General features: G+C 66.9%; 16 protein-coding genes. 9 read left to right on the plus strand and 7 right to left on the minus strand.

The window, feature by feature from the left end; genetic code table 11:
• Nucleotides 1-6: 6 nt before the first annotated feature.
• Nucleotides 7-1002 (minus strand): NADP-dependent oxidoreductase, encoded by a 996-nt coding sequence (locus BLW44_RS15655; RefSeq protein ID WP_060926392.1) that lies wholly within the window; start codon nucleotides 1000-1002, stop codon nucleotides 7-9.
• Between the two features lie 154 nt (nucleotides 1003-1156).
• Here BLW44_RS15655 and BLW44_RS15660 point away from each other — a divergent pair, with 154 nt between their 5' ends.
• Nucleotides 1157-1780, plus strand: coding sequence for a GntR family transcriptional regulator (locus BLW44_RS15660; protein WP_060926393.1), 624 nt, complete (start codon nucleotides 1157-1159; stop codon nucleotides 1778-1780).
• A 282-nt stretch (nucleotides 1781-2062) separates the two neighbouring features.
• Here the strand turns inward: BLW44_RS15660 and BLW44_RS15665 are convergent, their stop codons facing one another.
• A complete protein-coding gene (locus BLW44_RS15665) occupies nucleotides 2063-3367 on the minus strand; it encodes a VCBS repeat domain-containing M23 family metallopeptidase (RefSeq protein ID WP_082724493.1) in 1305 nt (434 codons plus the stop codon).
• Between the two features lie 55 nt (nucleotides 3368-3422).
• Entirely contained in the window at nucleotides 3423-4136 is a 714-nt protein-coding gene (locus BLW44_RS15670; protein WP_060926395.1) for a DUF2071 domain-containing protein, read from the minus strand.
• A gap of 74 nt (nucleotides 4137-4210) precedes the next feature.
• Between BLW44_RS15670 and BLW44_RS15675 the strand changes: the two genes are divergently transcribed.
• Nucleotides 4211-4714 carry a hypothetical protein gene (locus tag BLW44_RS15675; RefSeq protein ID WP_060926396.1) on the plus strand — a complete coding sequence of 168 codons (504 nt, stop codon included), beginning with the start codon at nucleotides 4211-4213 and terminating at the stop codon, nucleotides 4712-4714.
• A gap of 183 nt (nucleotides 4715-4897) precedes the next feature.
• Nucleotides 4898-6307: a coiled-coil domain-containing protein gene (locus BLW44_RS15680; RefSeq protein ID WP_060926397.1), complete on the plus strand. Its 1410-nt coding sequence runs from the start codon at nucleotides 4898-4900 to the stop codon at nucleotides 6305-6307.
• A gap of 85 nt (nucleotides 6308-6392) precedes the next feature.
• On the opposite strand, the gene BLW44_RS15685 is transcribed toward BLW44_RS15680, so the two are convergent.
• From BLW44_RS15685 to BLW44_RS15700, 4 genes are all read right to left on the minus strand, one after another.
• Nucleotides 6393-7508: a fatty acid desaturase family protein gene (locus BLW44_RS15685; protein ID WP_060926428.1), complete on the minus strand. Its 1116-nt coding sequence runs from the start codon at nucleotides 7506-7508 to the stop codon at nucleotides 6393-6395.
• A 147-nt stretch (nucleotides 7509-7655) separates the two neighbouring features.
• Nucleotides 7656-7934, minus strand: a complete 279-nt coding sequence (locus tag BLW44_RS15690; protein WP_060926398.1) for a hypothetical protein — start codon at nucleotides 7932-7934, stop codon at nucleotides 7656-7658.
• A 209-nt stretch (nucleotides 7935-8143) separates the two neighbouring features.
• Nucleotides 8144-9049: an intradiol ring-cleavage dioxygenase gene (locus tag BLW44_RS15695; RefSeq protein WP_060926399.1), complete on the minus strand. Its 906-nt coding sequence runs from the start codon at nucleotides 9047-9049 to the stop codon at nucleotides 8144-8146.
• A 106-nt stretch (nucleotides 9050-9155) separates the two neighbouring features.
• Complete coding sequence (locus BLW44_RS15700) at nucleotides 9156-10286, minus strand: low temperature requirement protein A (RefSeq protein WP_060926429.1); 1131 nt, start codon at nucleotides 10284-10286, stop codon at nucleotides 9156-9158.
• Nucleotides 10287-10640: 354 nt separating this feature from the next.
• On the opposite strand from BLW44_RS15700, the gene BLW44_RS15705 reads away from it, so the two are divergent.
• The 6 genes from BLW44_RS15705 (at nucleotide 10641) to BLW44_RS15730 (ending at nucleotide 17364) form a co-directional block, all read left to right on the plus strand.
• Nucleotides 10641-12173: a sugar transferase gene (locus BLW44_RS15705; protein ID WP_060926400.1), complete on the plus strand. Its 1533-nt coding sequence runs from the start codon at nucleotides 10641-10643 to the stop codon at nucleotides 12171-12173.
• 98 nt (nucleotides 12174-12271) lie between these two features.
• On the plus strand, nucleotides 12272-13420 hold the full coding sequence (locus tag BLW44_RS15710; protein ID WP_060926401.1) for a DUF1972 domain-containing protein: 1149 nt from the start codon (nucleotides 12272-12274) through the stop codon (nucleotides 13418-13420).
• Complete coding sequence (locus tag BLW44_RS15715) at nucleotides 13417-14532, plus strand: Gfo/Idh/MocA family protein (protein ID WP_060926402.1); 1116 nt, start codon at nucleotides 13417-13419, stop codon at nucleotides 14530-14532. Before BLW44_RS15710 ends, BLW44_RS15715 begins: the two co-directional genes overlap by 4 nt.
• 2 nt (nucleotides 14533-14534) lie before the next feature.
• Complete coding sequence (locus tag BLW44_RS15720) at nucleotides 14535-15422, plus strand: hypothetical protein (RefSeq protein ID WP_217632044.1); 888 nt, start codon at nucleotides 14535-14537, stop codon at nucleotides 15420-15422.
• 1 nt (nucleotide 15423) lies between these two features.
• A complete protein-coding gene (locus tag BLW44_RS15725; protein WP_060926403.1) occupies nucleotides 15424-16563 on the plus strand; it encodes a glycosyltransferase in 1140 nt (379 codons plus the stop codon).
• A 183-nt stretch (nucleotides 16564-16746) separates the two neighbouring features.
• Complete coding sequence (locus BLW44_RS15730; RefSeq protein WP_060926404.1) at nucleotides 16747-17364, plus strand: DUF4352 domain-containing protein; 618 nt, start codon at nucleotides 16747-16749, stop codon at nucleotides 17362-17364.
• Nucleotides 17365-17369: the final 5 nt, after the last annotated feature.

Genomic DNA, 17369 nt, shown 5'->3' on the forward strand with positions numbered 1-17369 from the left:
CATCGCTCACGGAACGGCGATGACGGCCTTGCCCCGGAACCCTCCCGTCGACAGGGAGTCGAGCGCGGCCACGGTCTCGTCGAACGGGAACACGCGGCCGACGACCGGACGGATGCTGCCGCCATCGACGAGGTCGGCGATCCGGCCGAGCTGCTCACCACTGGCGCGCATCCAGAGGAAGGAGTACTCGACCCCGAGCCGCTTCGCCTGAGAACGGATGCGACGGCTCAGCGCACCGATAGCGAGACGCAGCAGCGGGTTCAGTCCCGCCTCCCTGGCGAACGCAGGCGTCGGCGGGCCCGAGATCCCGATCGTCCTGCCGCCGCGGCGCAGGATGCGGAGCGACTTCTCGAGGTTCTCCCCGCCCAGGCTGTCCAGCACCAGATCGTAACCGCCCAGAAGCTCCTCGAAGTCCTGGGACCGGTAGTCGATGACGTGATCGGCGCCCAGCAGACGGACGAACTCGGCGTTGGCGGCGCTCGCGGTCGTGGCGACCTCGGCACCGAGGTGCTTCGCGAGCTGGATCGCGATCGAGCCGACACCTCCGGCTCCCGCATGGATGAGCACCTTGTGCCCGGGGCGCACACCTCCGAGCTCGACCAGGGCCTGCCACGCCGTCAGAGCGACCAGCGGCAACGACCCTGCCTCCTCCATCGAGACAGTGGCGGGCTTGCGAGCGATATCACTCTCGTCGACGGCGATCCGCTCGGCGAACGCGCCGATGCGGTGGTCGCGCGGACGTGCATAGACCTCGTCGCCGGGCGCGAACCCGCGCACGCCCGCTCCGACCCGGATCACGGTTCCGGCGAGGTCGTGCCCCAGCGCGGTCGGCAGCCGGTACGGCAGGATGAGCGCGAACTCCCCCTGACTGAGCTTCACGTCGAGCTGGTTCACGCCCGCGGCCTGCACGCGTACGAGTACGTCGTGCGCACCGACGACCGGCTCCTGCACGTTCACGTCTCGCACGGGCGTCTTGTACTTCGACAGGACGAACGCTCTCATCGGTCACCTGCCTTCGGACTGTCGAAAATACGATTGGACTCTATTCTGAGTCTAGTCATTTTATTCACCACTCGACCGGAGTTTCATCTGCGGGCTCGAAAGTTTCATCCCGAGATTCATGCGCTGACATTGAAACCACACCTAAAATGCCGGTATGGGACCAGATCATCCCGCCGCGCCTGGGGCGCAGCGGAACCTCGGGCCGGAGGAGCTCTTCCGCCGTCTCGCCACATCCATCGCCGACGGAACGTACGCGCCCGGCGCCAAGCTGAGCGACAAGGCGATCGCCGACGACCTCGGCGTCACCCGTACCCCCGTCCGCGAAGCCGTGCAGCGCCTCGCCCGCGCAGGCCTCATGGAAGTGCATGCCAACCGCTACTCGATGGTGACCGACATCACCGACGAACGTTCACGGATCACGCGTGAGTTCGCAGCGTCGCAGGGCGGCGAGATCATCCGGGAGGCGGCCCTCGCGCTGTCCGAGCAGGACCTCGTGATCGCGTGCGAGCTGATCCGCGAGGCCATCGACTCCGTCGAATCCGGCCGAGGCTGGGTCGAGGCCCACGTAGGGCTCTTCGAGTTCCTCACCGACCGGGCTCTCAACGACCTGTATCGACTGATGCTGACCGATTTCTGGTATCTCGTGTTCCGCGACCTCTACCTCGGCGAGCCGCGCGCGAACACCCGGGAGTCACTCGAGGAACTCGAGTCGGCGATGCGCGAGCGCAGCGCGAACGCCGGAGTGCGCGCGGTGCGCAGGATGCTCTCGCTCAAGTAAGCCACGGAAGCGGCGCCGGAGGAGGTTCCGGTCCTCCCGCGCCCGAACGGGGAGGACCGGAGCAGTCGATGAGAAGGTCCGCATGCGCACCCACCCCCATGGGTACTCAAGACCGAGAGAACTCGAGGCACCATCCGGTTCGACCGACGGAGAGCGGCGATGAACGCGGCTCGTCGTGTTCTCAGCGTAGGGCGGGGGTGCTCACGACGCTCATCGGGACCTGACCATTGACTCGAGGGGTCGTGACTGGTAGGCCGCCGAGTGCGGATCCTCCCGCCCTGATCAGAGGATCAGCCGGTGCCCGTTCCACCCGTGCCCGACCTTGATGCGCGTGCCGAACGTGGATCCGAGCCACGGGTACAGCCAGAGATCGCCGGCAGCGTCACGTGCCAGCAGGTCGGGTCGCCCATCGCCGTTGTAGTCGGCGCCGCCCGTGAGAGCAGTCATCCCGCCCCACCCCTGACCCACCTGCGTCGGCGCACCGACGCCGGACCCGTTGCCGAGGTAGAGGAACAGCTTCCCCATCTTGTCTCTGGCCATGACGTCACCCGCGCCATCTCCATTGAAGTCGCCCGCGATCATTGCGTCATTGTTTCCCCAGCCTTGCGCGATCGCCCCCGCCCCGGCGACGCCGCCCCCGCCTGTCCCCGCATACAGGTGGAGGTAACCGTCAGCACGCACCGCCAGCAGATCGGCGATGCCGTCGCTGTTGTAGTCGGTCCCGCCTCCGATCAGGGGCAGCGCGTTCCATCCGCGCCCGATCTGGGACGACACGAAGCCGTTCGCACCGTTCCCGCGATACAGCCACAGCGTGCCATCTGTGCGTGCGGCCACGAAATCGCCCCTGTTGTCGCCGGTGAAGTCCCCGTGGACGAGGACCCTGGTCGAATCCCAGCCGGCGCCCAGCAGCTTCGTCGACCACCCACCCTTGCCATTGCCGTTGTAGACACTCATCCGCCCGACCGTGGACACGCCGAGGACATCGGCCTTGCCGTCCGCGTTGTAATCGGCGTTGACCGGCTTGGACGGCCGAGGCTCGAGCGGCGCAAGCGCCGTGACATTCACCTGACCGCAGATGAAGTACCTGTTGGTGACATTGACTCCGTTGCGGAACATCTCGAAGTGGAGGTGCGGCCCCGTGCTGTTCCCGGTGCTTCCCACCCGGCCGAGAACGGCCCCCCGAGGAACGACCGCTCCCACCTTCACAGCGAGGGAGCCGTAAACCATGTGGGCGTACCGCGTCTTGTGTCCACTCGGATGGGTGATCACGACCTGCGATCCGTAACCGGTCGTGGCGTTGGAGTTCGCGGCGGTCGTCACGGTCCCGCCCGCAGCAGCGTAGATGGGCGTGTTCGAGTTCAGGTTGATGTCGACGCCCTCGTGAGTCGGACGGCTTCCCGCCGGGCATCCCTTCACGAGATCGGCGACGCGTCCGCTCACGGGCATGACGAAGATGCCCTCGGCGGCCTGCGCGGCGGGAGGGGGGACGAGGACGCCCCCAACGACGGCGATCGCCGCGATGACTCCCGCGAGGAGTCGGGACACACGGTGCACAGCTGTCCCTGAGCGGCGATTCGATTGGTTCATGAATACAAACGTATGGAATCACTCGTGATCCGCAAACATCCATCCGCATAAAAGATCAGAATCGGCTCTGTTCACTCCGGCCTTCGGACATCACCACAGGCAGGTCCCGCATCACGACGACACTGTCGAACACAGCTGCTCCCTCGGGCAGAGCGTCGAAGAAGGACGACCGCAGGCGGTGCAATCGGGCGCCCTCCACGCTCCATTCGTCCGATGTCAGTGTCACGGCCTCCGCACGGCTCCCATCGCGACCGAGCGACCAGCCGACCCGTCCGGCGCGGTAGAAGTCGGACGCCTCCTGCACGGAGGAGAAGAACCGGCTGGACCACTCGCCTCCCACCTCGACATCTGCGGTGAGGCTGTGCGTGCCCGCCTCCATCGTCAGCGCGTAGCGATCAGCAGACTCCTCGATGCGGAATCTCGCTCGACGGTGCACGCCGGGGAACAATCGACCACCGAAGATCACCGGATGCCACGCGGAGCTGTGACGCTCGAAGATGAAGACCCCGCGCTCGACACCGCGCTCGCCATCCCACTCCACGGCGATGCGGTGGGCGGCATTCTCGGAGCGCAGGCCCGCACGGCCGGGCACGCCGGACGGCCGGATGGACTCGAGCCCGAGCACGCACACCCCGGCGAGAGCGGCACCGTCGATGATCTGCGGCCGGAAGCCCGCGGGCAGCAGGGACGCCGCCACACCGGGATCTACCCGATAGCTGATCAGGAGACGCCTGCGGAGCCTGGCATGGACGGTGCGGATGATCGACATGTTTTTGAATATAGCCCCATAGCGAAATTCCTACCAGCCTCTCGCGAGACGACCGAGCGCTCTAGGTTGGAGGCGTGGACAACGCCCTGCTCTTCATCATCGTGATCATGGTCGTCCTCGTCATCGCCGTCTTCCTGCCGCGATGGATCCGGAGGTCGAGCCGCTCTGCCGGCGACAGGGCGAGTCAGCGATACACCGAGCGCCGGCGGAGCGAGATCCTCGACGCGCTGTCCAGAACCGTGGTGGTCCACGCCCCCGAGTCCGTCGTGCGCGAGATCGTCGATACCGCCGTGCTGCAGCAGCCACGGCGGTTCAGTGCACTGTCGGACGGCGGGTACGGCATCCGCTTCATCGAGTCCGATGACGCGGTGGCCCGCCTGGTCGGCGATCCGCAGGGCACACGTCTGCAGCTCGACGGGTTCCGCGAGTACCTGGGGATACCGAACACCTCGGCCTCCTGGGCGGAGTTGCGCACCCGTGTCTCCGAAGCCGCGGTCGCTCGCGGGCTGACCGCACACGACGGCCCCGCGGCGGCCCACCGTCGCGACCCCGAGACCGAGCGGTGGAACATCGTCTGACCGCGGTCGAGCTGTATGCCGCGTACCGATTCCCGGATGATGAGATCGGCTGCACATCTCCCCGCTGTCGCAACTAGGCTGTGGTATTGCCGACGATGCACCGACTCGCTCGCAGCCGGCATGCGGCGGCACCAATCACCTCACAGTCTCAGTCCCTGTGACCTGCGCCGGAAAGGCTGACCCATGAGTGCTTCCCCCGACAACGACCGGACTCCCGATTTCTTCGACAAGCTGATCGAAGAGACGCCTCGGGAGCAGTCCGGCTTCACCGCATCCTTCCGCGGCTACGACAAGGCCGAGGTCGACTCCGCCCTCAGCACGCTCCGCAATCAGCTGCAGCAGGCCAAGGCGGACCTCGCCGAGACCGAGGCTCGGCATGAAGACGCCGTCGAAGAACTCCGCGAACAGGAGCGGACCGCTCGCGAGGAGCTCGAGGCCGAGCTCCTCGCCCTCAAGGCGAAGGCCGCCGAGACGGAGCAGCAGGTCGCGACACTGACCAACGAGCTCGTCGACACCCCGCGCGCGGAGGGCCAGGAGGCCCCGTCGAGAGAGCAGTTCGAGGCCATCCTGCGGGTCGCCGAGGAGCAGGCGAACGTCCTGATCCAGAACGCCGCTGTGCAGGCGGATCGCCTGATGGCCGCTGCTCGCGAAGAGGTCACGACGCAGCGCGCCGAGGCCGATGCCGACGTGACCCGCATCCTCGCGCAGGCGCAGCACGATGCCGACCAGGTGCGTCTGAAGATCGACACCGAGTACACGGCGCACCAGGCGACCCTCGAGCGCGAGGCGGCGCACGCCGCCGAGAAGGTCCACCAGGCGACGCAGGAGGCCACCGCGATCAGGACGGAGGCCGAGAAGGGTGCGGCTGCACTGCGCTCCCTCGTCACGCGGGAGACCACGCAACTGCGGGCAGACGCCGAACGCGACGTGCGCGAGATGAACGCTCGGGTCCTCGAGTTCGAGGAGACGCTCACCCGTCGCCAGGACGACGCCCAGCAGGAGTTCCTCGTGCTGCACAACCAGGCCGTCGCGCATGCGGAGCGCATCACCACCGACGCAAACGAGCAGGTCGCCGCATCGCTCGAGCACGCGCAGCGCATCTCAGCGAAGGCCGACGACTACGAGCGCCTGATGCGTTCGCAGGCGCAGACGATCGAGGCGGATGCCCAGGTGCGCGCCCGCGACACGCTCGATCGCGCCCGCGTGAAGTCGCAGAAGATCGTCGACTCCGTCACGAACCACACCTCGACCGTGCTGCGCGACGCGGAGGACCACGCCCGCCAGCTGCGCTGGCAGCAGCAGCAGCTCGCCAGCTTCATGGCGGAGGTGCGCGAGCTGATCCGCCCCGAGGGCATCTTCAGCGATGAGCCGACGGCGCTCGGAGCGGTCGCGACGGTGGCCGACGATACCGCCGCAGAGGACGACGTCGTCCCCTCCGACGCACTCGAAGACGACGCGGTGAACGACGACTCCCCCATCGAGGAGTTCCGCGGCGACGAGGCGCTCGAAGACGAACTCCTCGACGACGACGAGACCATCGACGGGAAGATCACCATCGAGGTGGTCGAGGCCGACGACAAGACCTCGCGCTAGACGATCACAGACGAGAACGGCCCCATCCCGGAGGATGGGGCCGTTCTCATGCTCGGCGCGGAGTCCGTATGCGGACGCCGTCTGATCAGGCGCGGCTGAACTGCGATGCCGCAGGGCAGTCGAACGGGTCGCGAGCCGCGAGGCCGACCCGGTTGAGGTACTCGATGACGATCGCGTAGGAGCGTCCGAGGCTCGTCTCGGTGTACGGCACGTCGTTGACCGCGCAGTAGTCGCGGACGATCTCACGGGCCTTCGAGAGATGCGGGCGCGGCATATTCGGGAACAGGTGGTGCTCGACCTGGTAGTTGAGACCGCCCATGAGCCATGTGGCCCACCATCCTCCGCGGATGTTGCGCGAGGTACGCACCTGCTTCGAGAAGAAGTCCAGACGGGCACTCGGGTCGATGATCGGCATGCCCTTGTGGTTCGGCGCGAACGACGCGCCCATGTACACACCGAACACGGCGAGCTGCACACCCATGAAGGCGAACGCCATGCCGAGCGGCAGCATGAGGAAGACGGGGACGAGCACGATGGCGAAGCGCAGCGCGATCAGGCCGAGCTCGATCCAGCGCCCCTTGGCCTTCTTGCTCGTCACGAGGTGCTTGATGCCCAGGAAGTGCAGGTTCAAACCCTCGAGAGTCAGCAGCGGGAAGAACAGCCAGCCCTGCTTGCGCGTGATCAGTCGGATGAGACCGCGCGACTGCGCGGCATCCGTCTCGAGGAACGAGATCGTGTCGACCTCGATGTCGGGGTCCTTGCCCACCTGGTTCGGGTTGCCGTGATGCTTGGTGTGCTTGGAGTCCCACCAGGAGTAGCTGATGCCGACGACACCGGCGGCGAGGATGCGTGCGAGGCGGAAGTTCGCCGGACCCGATGACAGGATCTGACGGTGCGCGGCCTCATGCGCGAGGAAGGCCACCTGCGTGAGGATGATGCCGAGCGCACCGGCGATGAGGAGCTGGAACCAGCTGTCGCCGAGGAGGATGAAGCCGGTGATGGCGCCCCCGAGGGCGACGGCGAGGCCTGCACCCACGAAGATGTAGAACCAGCCGGCGCGCTGCAGGAGTCCGGTCTCGCGGACGACCTGGGACACCTGCTTGTAGGCGTGGGTCATCGGCGGGATCTCTGCGTTGCCGGAATACGTCTGGCGCACCGGCCCGAGCGTGGCTGCGGTCTTTTCGACCTGTGAAATGGAGATGTTGCTCTCCTGTCGATTGGAGCCCTTGAGCTGTGGAAAGCCCAAGGCAGATCGCCCAACGCTTACCTCAGGCTAACCCGCCGCACATGCGCTGTGGGGAATACGTCGCGACTCTGTGACAACTCTGTGTGAGGTCACAGGAGGCGGTCAGGCGCGTGCCCGGCGCGGACGCCGCGACAGCCCGCGCGGCAGGCGGAAGGAGAAGGCCGATGAGCGCCGCTCAGGGACCCTCTCGAGGGCCGCGCGCGCGTCGTCGAGCGAGTCGAACGAGCCGAGCGCCGTTCCGCGCTGGTCGCGGACGACGTGGACGGTGCCGTCGAATTCGATGAAGCCGGCGAACTCGCCGGCCCTGGTCGCGACGTGCACGTCGGTGTCGGCCTGCTTCCAGGTCAACGGCTCGGAGGATGAAAATGTGGTCGTGGTCATGCTGATACTCATTGCTGTGTGACGGGCGCGCGTTGTCGCGACCCGTAAAAAAGTGAGATCGAGGGCGGATGCCGCGCGCATCGACGTGCGTGGTCCGTAATGGCCCTGATCAGTGGCTCCGAGGCGGCCTAGAGGGGGCCAGAACACACGGTGCGCACTCAGTCTAACAGATCCCGTGCGACGGGGCCTGTCGCACGTGTCTGCCTCGCTCACACGCCCTGGACGCCCACCACCAGGGTCGCCGTGTACCCGCTGCCCTCGTCTCCCATCACCGTGGCGAGCTGCAGTGCGGCGGAGTCCTCTCCGAAGACGTTGTCGCTCGACAGACTGATCTGGGCGAGATTGCGGGTCGAGCCCTCGTAGCGTGGATCCGCGTACACCGCGGCGCAGGCATCCTCCGGGAGTGCGAGCTGTGAGGTGACGATCGCGTTCGCCGAATCCGTGATCGCCTCGACGTCGGGATACACCTCGAAGTGGACGTGGGGCCAGCGGCCCGCATAGCAACCGGGGAAGATCGACGAGAAGGCCACTCTCCCCTCGGCATCCGAGACCTGCACTCCTCGGAGGTATGTGACGTCCTCGAGACCCGAGGAGTACATCGAGTACTCGCCTCGGGCCGTGCAGTGCCAGGCGTAGACCGCGACGCCGGCGAGCGGTACGCCGCCGTTCGCGAGGTCACGTACCAGGAGCTCGAGCTTGAGCGGGATGCCGTCGGCGGTCGCCGAGCCGTCGATCGATGTGGTGATGTCCGCACGGACGATACCCGACCGCTCGAGGATGTCCGGGCCATTCGAGCCGTCTCCCGGGTATGGCCCTGCCGTTTCCTGGGGGATCTCGCCTGCGGCCGTGTTCTCCATGCCGCTGGTGCTGTCGGCGCCGGACGTCGCCGCGTCTCCCCCGCCCGTCGCCGGCGCGCTCGTGGCGGGGGTGCACGCCGCCAGCACGACCGCACCGACGCCGAGCCCCGCGAGCGAGAGGACCCCGCGCCTGGTCACCAGGGTGCGGATGTCGAATGCCGCGCCCTGGTCGACGACCTCCTCGTCGACCCGGTCGAGCATCCGACCCTCGTACATGGGGCCTTCGGGCGTCTGGACGGGTTCGGGGATCCGGCTCATGATCGTGCTCCTGTCGCGGTTCGGGCGTGGACGCCATGCTCGCCGACGAGTCGATCAAGGCCCCGTGCCTGCGCTATGCGACGCCTATGAGCCCCTGTCCGCCGGGCTATGAGCGCCTCTCCACCGGTGAGTGCAGGACGAGGACGACCACGATGGCGATCAGCACGAGCGCCGTTACCGCCACCGGGATCGGCAGCGCGGCGTCCAACAGCACGACGACGGCACCGAGCGGGACCACGGTGTTGACCACCCGGTCGGCGTTCTCCCGAATGGCGACCCACCAGATGCCGAGCAGGAAGATGGCGATCGGGACGGTCACGGTGAACGACGCCTGGATGTTCGAGAGGTGGCTCACACCGGTGAGCACGTCGAGCTCGACCTCGATCCCGGCCGAGAACGCGGCGGCCGCGGCGAACACGATGTAGTGCGTGTATCCGTAGCGCAGCGATGAGGCGAACGTCGTGATCGCGCGGTGATGCGGCGCCCAGAAGTAGATCCACCAGAGCGACGCCGTGACCGCCAACGTGAGCGCGGAGATGGAGATGAGCGGAACGAAGGACTCCAGCTCGTGGCTCGCGTCGATGATGGCGTTCGCCGAGGCCAGCAGGCTCTCCCCCAGCACGATCAGGGTGAACAACCCGTACCGCTCGGTGATGTGATGAGGGTGCCACGGCGTCTGCATCCGGTACTCGGCGAAGACCGGGACGCTGATCTCGAGCAGCGCGCAGATCACGAAGGCCACGATCTGCGGCGGCCCCGACGGGACGATGAGGAAGATGATCCACAGCACCTGCACCACAGCGATGCCGATCGCGTAGCGCCGTGCCGCCGAGCGGAGCTCGCCCGCACCGCGTGAGGCACGCAGCCACTGGGCGATCATCGCGACGCGCATCACGATGTAGCCGATCACCGGAACTCGGAAGTCGCCGTGCTCGAAGGCGGCGGGGATACCGGCCGCGAGCACCAGGACTCCGCCCATCTGCACGATCGTGGTCACCCGATACAGCCAGTCATCGGTGTCGAAGGAGGTGGCGAACCAGGTGAAGTTCATCCACGCCCACCAGACGGCGAAGAAGACCATCGCGTACGAGGTGATGCCGTGGACGAAGTCGCCGTGGCTCAGGGCGTGGTGGAGCTGTGCAGATGCGATGCTCACAGCCACCACGAACACGAGGTCGAAGAACAGCTCGAGAGTGCTGGCCGGGCGATGCGGCTGTGCCGGATCTCGGGGAACCATGCGGGTCAGCCGGAAGCGCGGCGTGGAGAGGGTGTTCACGCGGTCAGAATATCGGCGGGATTCCGCCTCCGAGCGCATGTACTGGAATATAGGTTCATCCACTCGCGTGAATTACCTTCCGCTGAACGATCCGTTCCGCTAGAGTGAACGAAGTCTGCAGTGCCTGCTGCCAGCGCCACCGTGTGGGACGGTGATCGCAACCTCGTGATGTGGGATCACGGAGTGCAACAGGAACCCGAGGGGTCGGGATGCAGACGATGCCATGGACGTGGGGTCCGTGGTCTGGGGAAACACTGGGGAAATCATGGCGCACTGGGGAATTCTGCGTACATACACGGCTCAAGGGGCCTCGGCATGACTTCCGTCGAGGATGCTCTGAGCATCTCTCGCACGGGTTCGGTCTTCACGCCGATCGCGGCACCGCGAGCCACCAAGTCGGTCACGCGCACGGTGGTCACACCGCGTGTGTCCGCGACGCTGGAGCGACGTCGTCAGTGGGAGCGACGTTATCGGATGCGACTGCGGATCTCGGATGCTGGGGTCATCCTTCTCGCAGTCGGAATCACAGCAGCGGTCCAGCTGATGGCCGGTGTCGCAGGGGAAGAGGCCCTGCGGAGCGGCATCCCGCTGGCCACGCTCTGGTATCTGATGCTCAGCGCTCTGCATACACGTGATGCAGCGCTGTTCCGTGCCAGCGCCACCGAGTACCGCGGCGTGGTCCACGCCAGTGGGCTGGCGTTCGGGATCATCGCCATGCTCAGTGTCGTGCTGGGTTGGCAGACGATGCAGCTCGTGCTGCTCGTCGGCCTGCCGCTCGGTGTCCTCCTGCTGCTCGTCACCCGCTGGGCGTGGCGGCACTGGCTGACGGCGCAGCGTGCGCAGGGGCGTTTCGCCTCCCGCACGCTCGTCGTCGGCAACAGGGACGATGTGGAGTACGTCGTCCGCACGCTGCATCCGATCGGCGCCTCCGGGTACCAGGTGGTCGGCGCGACGCTCCTCGACGGCAACGCGCGTGACGTCGAAGTCGGCGGCGTGCACTTCCCCGTGCTCGGCAACGTCAACTCCGTCTCGACGGTCGCCGCCGAGCTCGGAGCCGACACGATCATCGTGGCGAGCCGTCCCGACGGCGAGCCCGACTTCGTGAAGCACCTGAGCTGGCAGCTCGAGGGCACGGCCGCCGAGCTCGTGCTCTCCAGCCGCCTCACCGATGTGGCAGGTCCGCGCATCTCCTTCGCGCCGGTCGAGGGGCTCCCGCTGATCCAGGTGCAGATCCCGTCGTACGAAGGCGGCCAGCATGTGCTCAAGCGCGCGCTCGACATCGCTGTCGCATCCGTCGCGCTCATCCCGATCGCTCTGATCACCCCGATCCTCGCTCTGCTGGTGAAGCTGGACTCTCCTGGTCCGCTGTTCTTCTCCCAGGAGCGGGTCGGACGCGACGGCCGGACGTTCAAGATCATGAAGTTCCGCTCCATGAAGACGGATGCCGAGCAGCAGCTCGCCGCCCTCAAGGAGCAGAACGAAGGCGCCGGTCTCCTGTTCAAGATGAAGGACGACCCCCGGGTCACGCGGGTCGGCAGGATCCTCCGCAAGCTGTCGCTCGACGAGCTGCCGCAGTTCTGGAACGTCCTCATCGGCGACATGAGCGTGGTCGGACCGCGCCCGCCGCTGCCGAGCGAGGTCACGGCGTACGACGGCACCGTGTTCCGTCGCCTCTACATCAAGCCCGGCATCACGGGTCTCTGGCAGGTCTCCGGCCGCAGCGACCTCTCCTGGGACGAGAGCGTGCGGCTCGACCTTCGCTATGTGGAGAACTGGTCGGTCATGAACGACCTGCAGATCATGTGGCGCACGGCCAAGGCCATGGTGCAGCCCAGCGGGGCATACTAGTCACAGAACACTGCGGTTCGGTTCGCCGGGGAGGCGGATGCGGAGCCGGAAGGCAGTGAAATGGGCGCGGGAGCGTCCGAATCGAGGGGAAAATCATCGTGCCATCAACCGTGCGGATACTTGGCACCCACGGCGTACCCGCCGCATACGGCGGCTTCGAGACCGCCGCCGAGAACGTAGGCCTGTACCTGCGCGATCAGGGCTGGAACGTCATCGTCTACTGTCAGATCCCCGGGGAGGGGCCGACGACCGTCGACGAGTGGAACGGACTCCAGCGCGTCCTGATCCGAGAGCCGCGGGATGGCTGGAAGGGCACGTCGGCGTTCGACCTGACCTCCATCCGCCATGCGATGCGCGAGCATGTCGACGGCGACGTCTGGCTCACGTTCGGCTACAACACCGGGGTGTTCGACGTCGTCCCCCGGCTCCGCAGGATCCCGAACGTCATCAACATGGACGGCATGGAGTGGACCCGCAAGCGCTGGGGCATCGTCAAGCAGGGCATCCTGCTGGCGAATGAGCGCCTGGCCGGATGGGTCGGAGACGTGCTCATCGCGGACCATCCGGTGATCGCGACCTACCTGCGCCGGCACTTCGGCTCGCGACGGGTGCAGACCATCACCTACGGTGCGCACGAGGTCGTCGACGCACCGACGGCTCCCGTCGAGGAGCTCGGGCTCACGCCCGGTCAGTACGCGACCGTCGTCTGCCGCCCGATCCCGGAGAACTCCGTGCTCGAGATCGTGAAGGCGTGGTCGTCGGAGAAGCGCGGCATGCCGCTCGTCGTCGTCGGGCCGTACGGCGACGACGATCCGTATCACGTGGCGGTGCGCGCGGCGGCATCCGAGGAGGTGCTGTTCCCCGGGGCGATCTTCGAGCCGGAGCGCATGCAGTCCCTCCGGTTCCACTCCGCGATCTACCTTCACGGCCACACCGTCGGAGGGACGAACCCGTCGCTCGTCGAGGCCATGGCCGCCGGCAACGCCGTGGTCGCCCACGACAACCCGTACAACACCTGGGTCGCGGGGCCCGACAACGCCTACTTCACCGGCGCCGAGGATCTCGCCGTCCTCCTCTCCGAGATCCTCTCGGACGACAACAGGAGGCAGCGCATGGGTGCCGCCAGCCGCGACCGATTCCACGCCGAGTTCACCTGGGCGAAGATCGGCGCCCAGTACGAGCATTCGCTCCGGACCGCTCTCGCGCGGCACGGACACGCACAGCAGCAGACAGGGGTACACGCATGATCGATGTCGCAGTGGTCGGACTCGGGAAGATGGGGCTCTCCCATCTGTCGATGATCAAGGCGCACCCCGAGGTGAATCTGGTGGGGGTGTGCGATGCGACCGGGTATCTGCTCGACATCCTGGCGAAGTACACCGGGGTCAAGACCTACAAGGACCTCGACAAGATGCTCGACGAGGCGCGTCCGCAGGCCGTGATCATCGCCACGCCGACGCACCTGCACGCCGGGATGATCCGCAACGCGCTCGAACGCGGCATCCACGTGTTCTGCGAGAAGCCGCTCGTGATCGATCCGGCAGACAGCGTCGAACTCACCGCCCTCGCAGAGCGGAAGGGGCTGGTGACGCAGGTCGGCTACCACAACCGCTTCGTCGGGGCCTTCAGCGAGGTCAAGCGGTTGCTCGAGCTCGACGCGATCGGCACCGTCAACACCGCTCTCGCTGAGGCCTACGGACCCGTGGTGCTCAAGCCCGCTGGTCGCACCTGGCGCAGCGAGCGCGCGACGGGAGGCGGATGCCTCTATGACTACGCCGCGCACCCGCTCAACCTGCTGACCTGGTATCTCGGTACGCCGGAGTCCGTGAGCGGCAGCCAGCTGACCAGCATCTTCTCGGCGCAGATCGATGACGCCGTCGCGAGCACACTGCACTACCCGAACGGCACCGCTCAGATCATCTCGAACTGGTCTGATGAGTCGCAGCGCAAGATGACGACGAAGATCACCCTGTGGGGCACGAACGGTCGGATCTACGCCGACCGTCAGGAGATCCACGTCTACCTCCGCGACACCGCGACCATCCCCGACGGATACCGCGTCGGGTGGAACGTCCGGTACACGACCGACCTCACCGATGCGCCGTGGTTCTACCTGCGTGGCGAGGAGTACAGCGCTCAGCTGGATTCCTTCGTGCAGCGGGCCCAGGCCGGCGCCTCGGCCGGCATCAACGATTTCGCCTCGGCGGCGGTCACCGACAGAGTGATCTCGATGATCAGCGAGGATGCGGTGCGCGGCGACGCCCGACTCACCGCGGACGCAGCATCCGATCTCGCCGTCAACACGGCACCGAAGGGGCGCATCGCGGCAGCGCTGAGCGCTCTGCGTGGAGGGAAATGACCATGACGACAACCACCCGCACCATGGACCGTCTGCTGTTCGGCGACAACCAGTTCTTCGGCGTCAACCACATGTCCGAGGAGAAGGCCCGCGCGCAGCAGATGCGGTTCCAAGACACCGACGCGATCATGGGCGTGCTCGATGCCGCGTATGACGAGGGCGTGCACACCTTCATGTGCACGACGCACGATCGCATCGCAGAGGTGACCGAGCACGTGCGCGCCCAGCCCGATCGCTACGCCGACATGACCTTCTTCCCCTGCATGCCGTACGCGCACAAGTACGCGAATGCGGTCACCGAAGACGGCTTCCTCGGAGCCATCCGCAAGTTCCTCCCCGAGGAGGGACTCCTCGACAGCATCGCCCGAGGAACGTCCTCTCTCGCCCGCAAGGACATCGAAGGCGTGACGACCCTGCTCATCGATGCCGAGATGAAGATGTTCGAGGGGCTCGACACCCCCGTGATCTGGCTGCAGAACGTCGTCGTCGATCTCTTGTCAGGACTCGGCTTCACGGACGCGTTCCGCATCTTCGCCGATCACGTGCGCAAGCGCTACAACGCGGAGCCGGGTTTCATCACCATGAACCTGCCCCGCCTGCTCGACGACCTCGACAAGGCCGGCGTCGAGAACCCGATCGTCTGCTCGAACATCAACAAGCTCGGCTTCCGGATGTCCGGCGGTGTCGACGCCTACCGCGAGGCGATGGAGAAGCGTCCGTTCCGCGCCGTCGCGATGTCGGTCTTCGCCAGCGGCGCGATCCCGCCCCGCGAGGCGATCGAATGGGTCACCGCTCTTCCGAACCTCGAGTCCATCGTGTTCGGTGCCTCGAGCCGGGCGAACATCGCCTCCACGGTGAGTCTCGTGGACGAGTTCTGGCCGCAGCGCTGATATGACCCAGGGGGATCCGAACGTCGTCCTGATCGCCAACCCGGGGGCCGACCTGTACGGCTCGGACCGGATGGTGCTCGAGACGGTGCGCGCGCTGGTCCGCGCTGGCCGCCGTGTCGTCGTGACCGTTCCGGCACCCGGCCCCCTCGTGCAGCTGCTCGAGGAGGCGGGCGCCGAGGTCGTCGAGTGCCGGACGCCGATCGTCCGCAAGGGCCTCCTGAGTCCGCGCGGCCTCCTCGATCTCGCGGTCACGGCCATACGATCCATCGGCCCGGGGCTTCGACTCATCCGACGAGTCGATCCCGGCGCTCTGATCGTGAACACCATCACTCCCCCGCTGTGGATCGCACTCGGACGGTGGAGCAGGCGGCTCACCGTGTGCCACGTGCACGAAGGGGAAGGGTCGGTCGCCGGCCTCCTGCGCCGAGCACTGTACCTGCCACTGGTCTTCAGTCACCGCGTGATCGCGAACAGCGACTTCACCCGCCGCGTTCTCGCGGAGGCATCTCCTCGCGTGCGCGACCGGACCGTGGTCGTCCACAACGCCGTCCCCGGCCCTCCCGAGGTGGCACCTCCTCGCATGCCCCTGAGCGCGCCGACCCGGCTTCTGTACGTGGGACGGCTCTCGCACCGCAAGGGCGTGCATGTGGCCATCGAGGCGCTCGACGCCCTGGTCCGCGACGACCACGACGCGACGCTGGACATCGTCGGCGCCGTGTTCCCCGGCAACGAGGCCTACCTCGACGAACTGCATGCCCAGGTGGAGCGCCGAGGGCTGAAAGAGCGCGTCTCCTTCCTCGGCTTCAAGGCGTCGGTCTGGGACGACCTCGCACGCAGCGACATCTCCGTCGTCACCTCCCTGGTCGACGAGACCTTCGGGAACACGGCTGTGGAGGCCGCGCTGGCAGCGAGACCCGCCGTGGTGAGCGAGGTCGGCGGGCTCCCGGAGGCGGTCAGCTCATCAGAGAGCGCGACTCTCGTTCCCCCCGGTGACAGTGCAGCGCTCGCGTCGGCGATCGCCGCGAAGATCGACGGCTGGCCGGAGCAGGCGAGACTCGCCTCCCGCGATGCGGTCGCGGTCGCAGACGCGTTCTCGTCGCAGCGGTACTCCGACGGCATCCTGGCCGCCCTGCGCCGCTGAGGGCGAAAACTCTTCGCCCACAGGTCTTGTCCCCCTTTCGGCGGACATGATACGATCACGCTCACTGGGGATAGTGTCATTTGGGGATGACACCGTCGACTGACTCGTTCTGAACGGGTCCATGTCGGCAACCCTGATTGGGGAATCTGGGGATCGACAATCATGATGATTGCGCGTACAAGCGTGTCCATCGCGGCCCTCGCGCTCTGCGTGAGTCTGGTCGCCTGCAGCGGCGGCACCGAGCCGCCGAGCGGAGCGGAGCCGACGTCATCGACGTCGTCGACCCCTGCTCCTGATGCGACGGCGGGCGGTGATCCCTCAGACGATTCGGGCGGATCCGCGCCCGATCAGCCGATCGCGAAGGTCGAGAGGGCGGGGCACTCGGGTGATCCGACAGTGACCGCACCTCCTGCCAGCACGGGGGATCCGGTCACCTACGACGATGGGGTGAGCGTCCGCATCGATGACGTCTCCTTCTCGAAGGAGACGGCCCAGGGCCCAGGGAGCTTTCCCGACCGCGAGTACGCCCGTCTGACGCTGACGATCGACAACGACTCCGCAGGTCCCATCGACCTCGGCACGTCGGTCCTCACCCTTCTCGATGCCGACGGTACCGCGGCCGTGCGCGTCTACGCGGCCGAGGCGGAGACGTCGGACTTCGCCGGCTCCGTCGCGGCAGGCAAGACCGCCACGGCGACCTATGCGTTCGCCGTCCCCGCCGATTCGCGCGACGAGGTCACGCTGGTCGTCGACTTCGACGGCGACCACACCTCGGCCGTCTTCCGCGGAGGGCTCGACTGATGCCC

The sequence above is a fragment of the Microbacterium hydrocarbonoxydans genome (assembly GCF_900105205.1).
In the GTDB taxonomy this organism is placed as follows: domain Bacteria; phylum Actinomycetota; class Actinomycetes; order Actinomycetales; family Microbacteriaceae; genus Microbacterium; species Microbacterium hydrocarbonoxydans.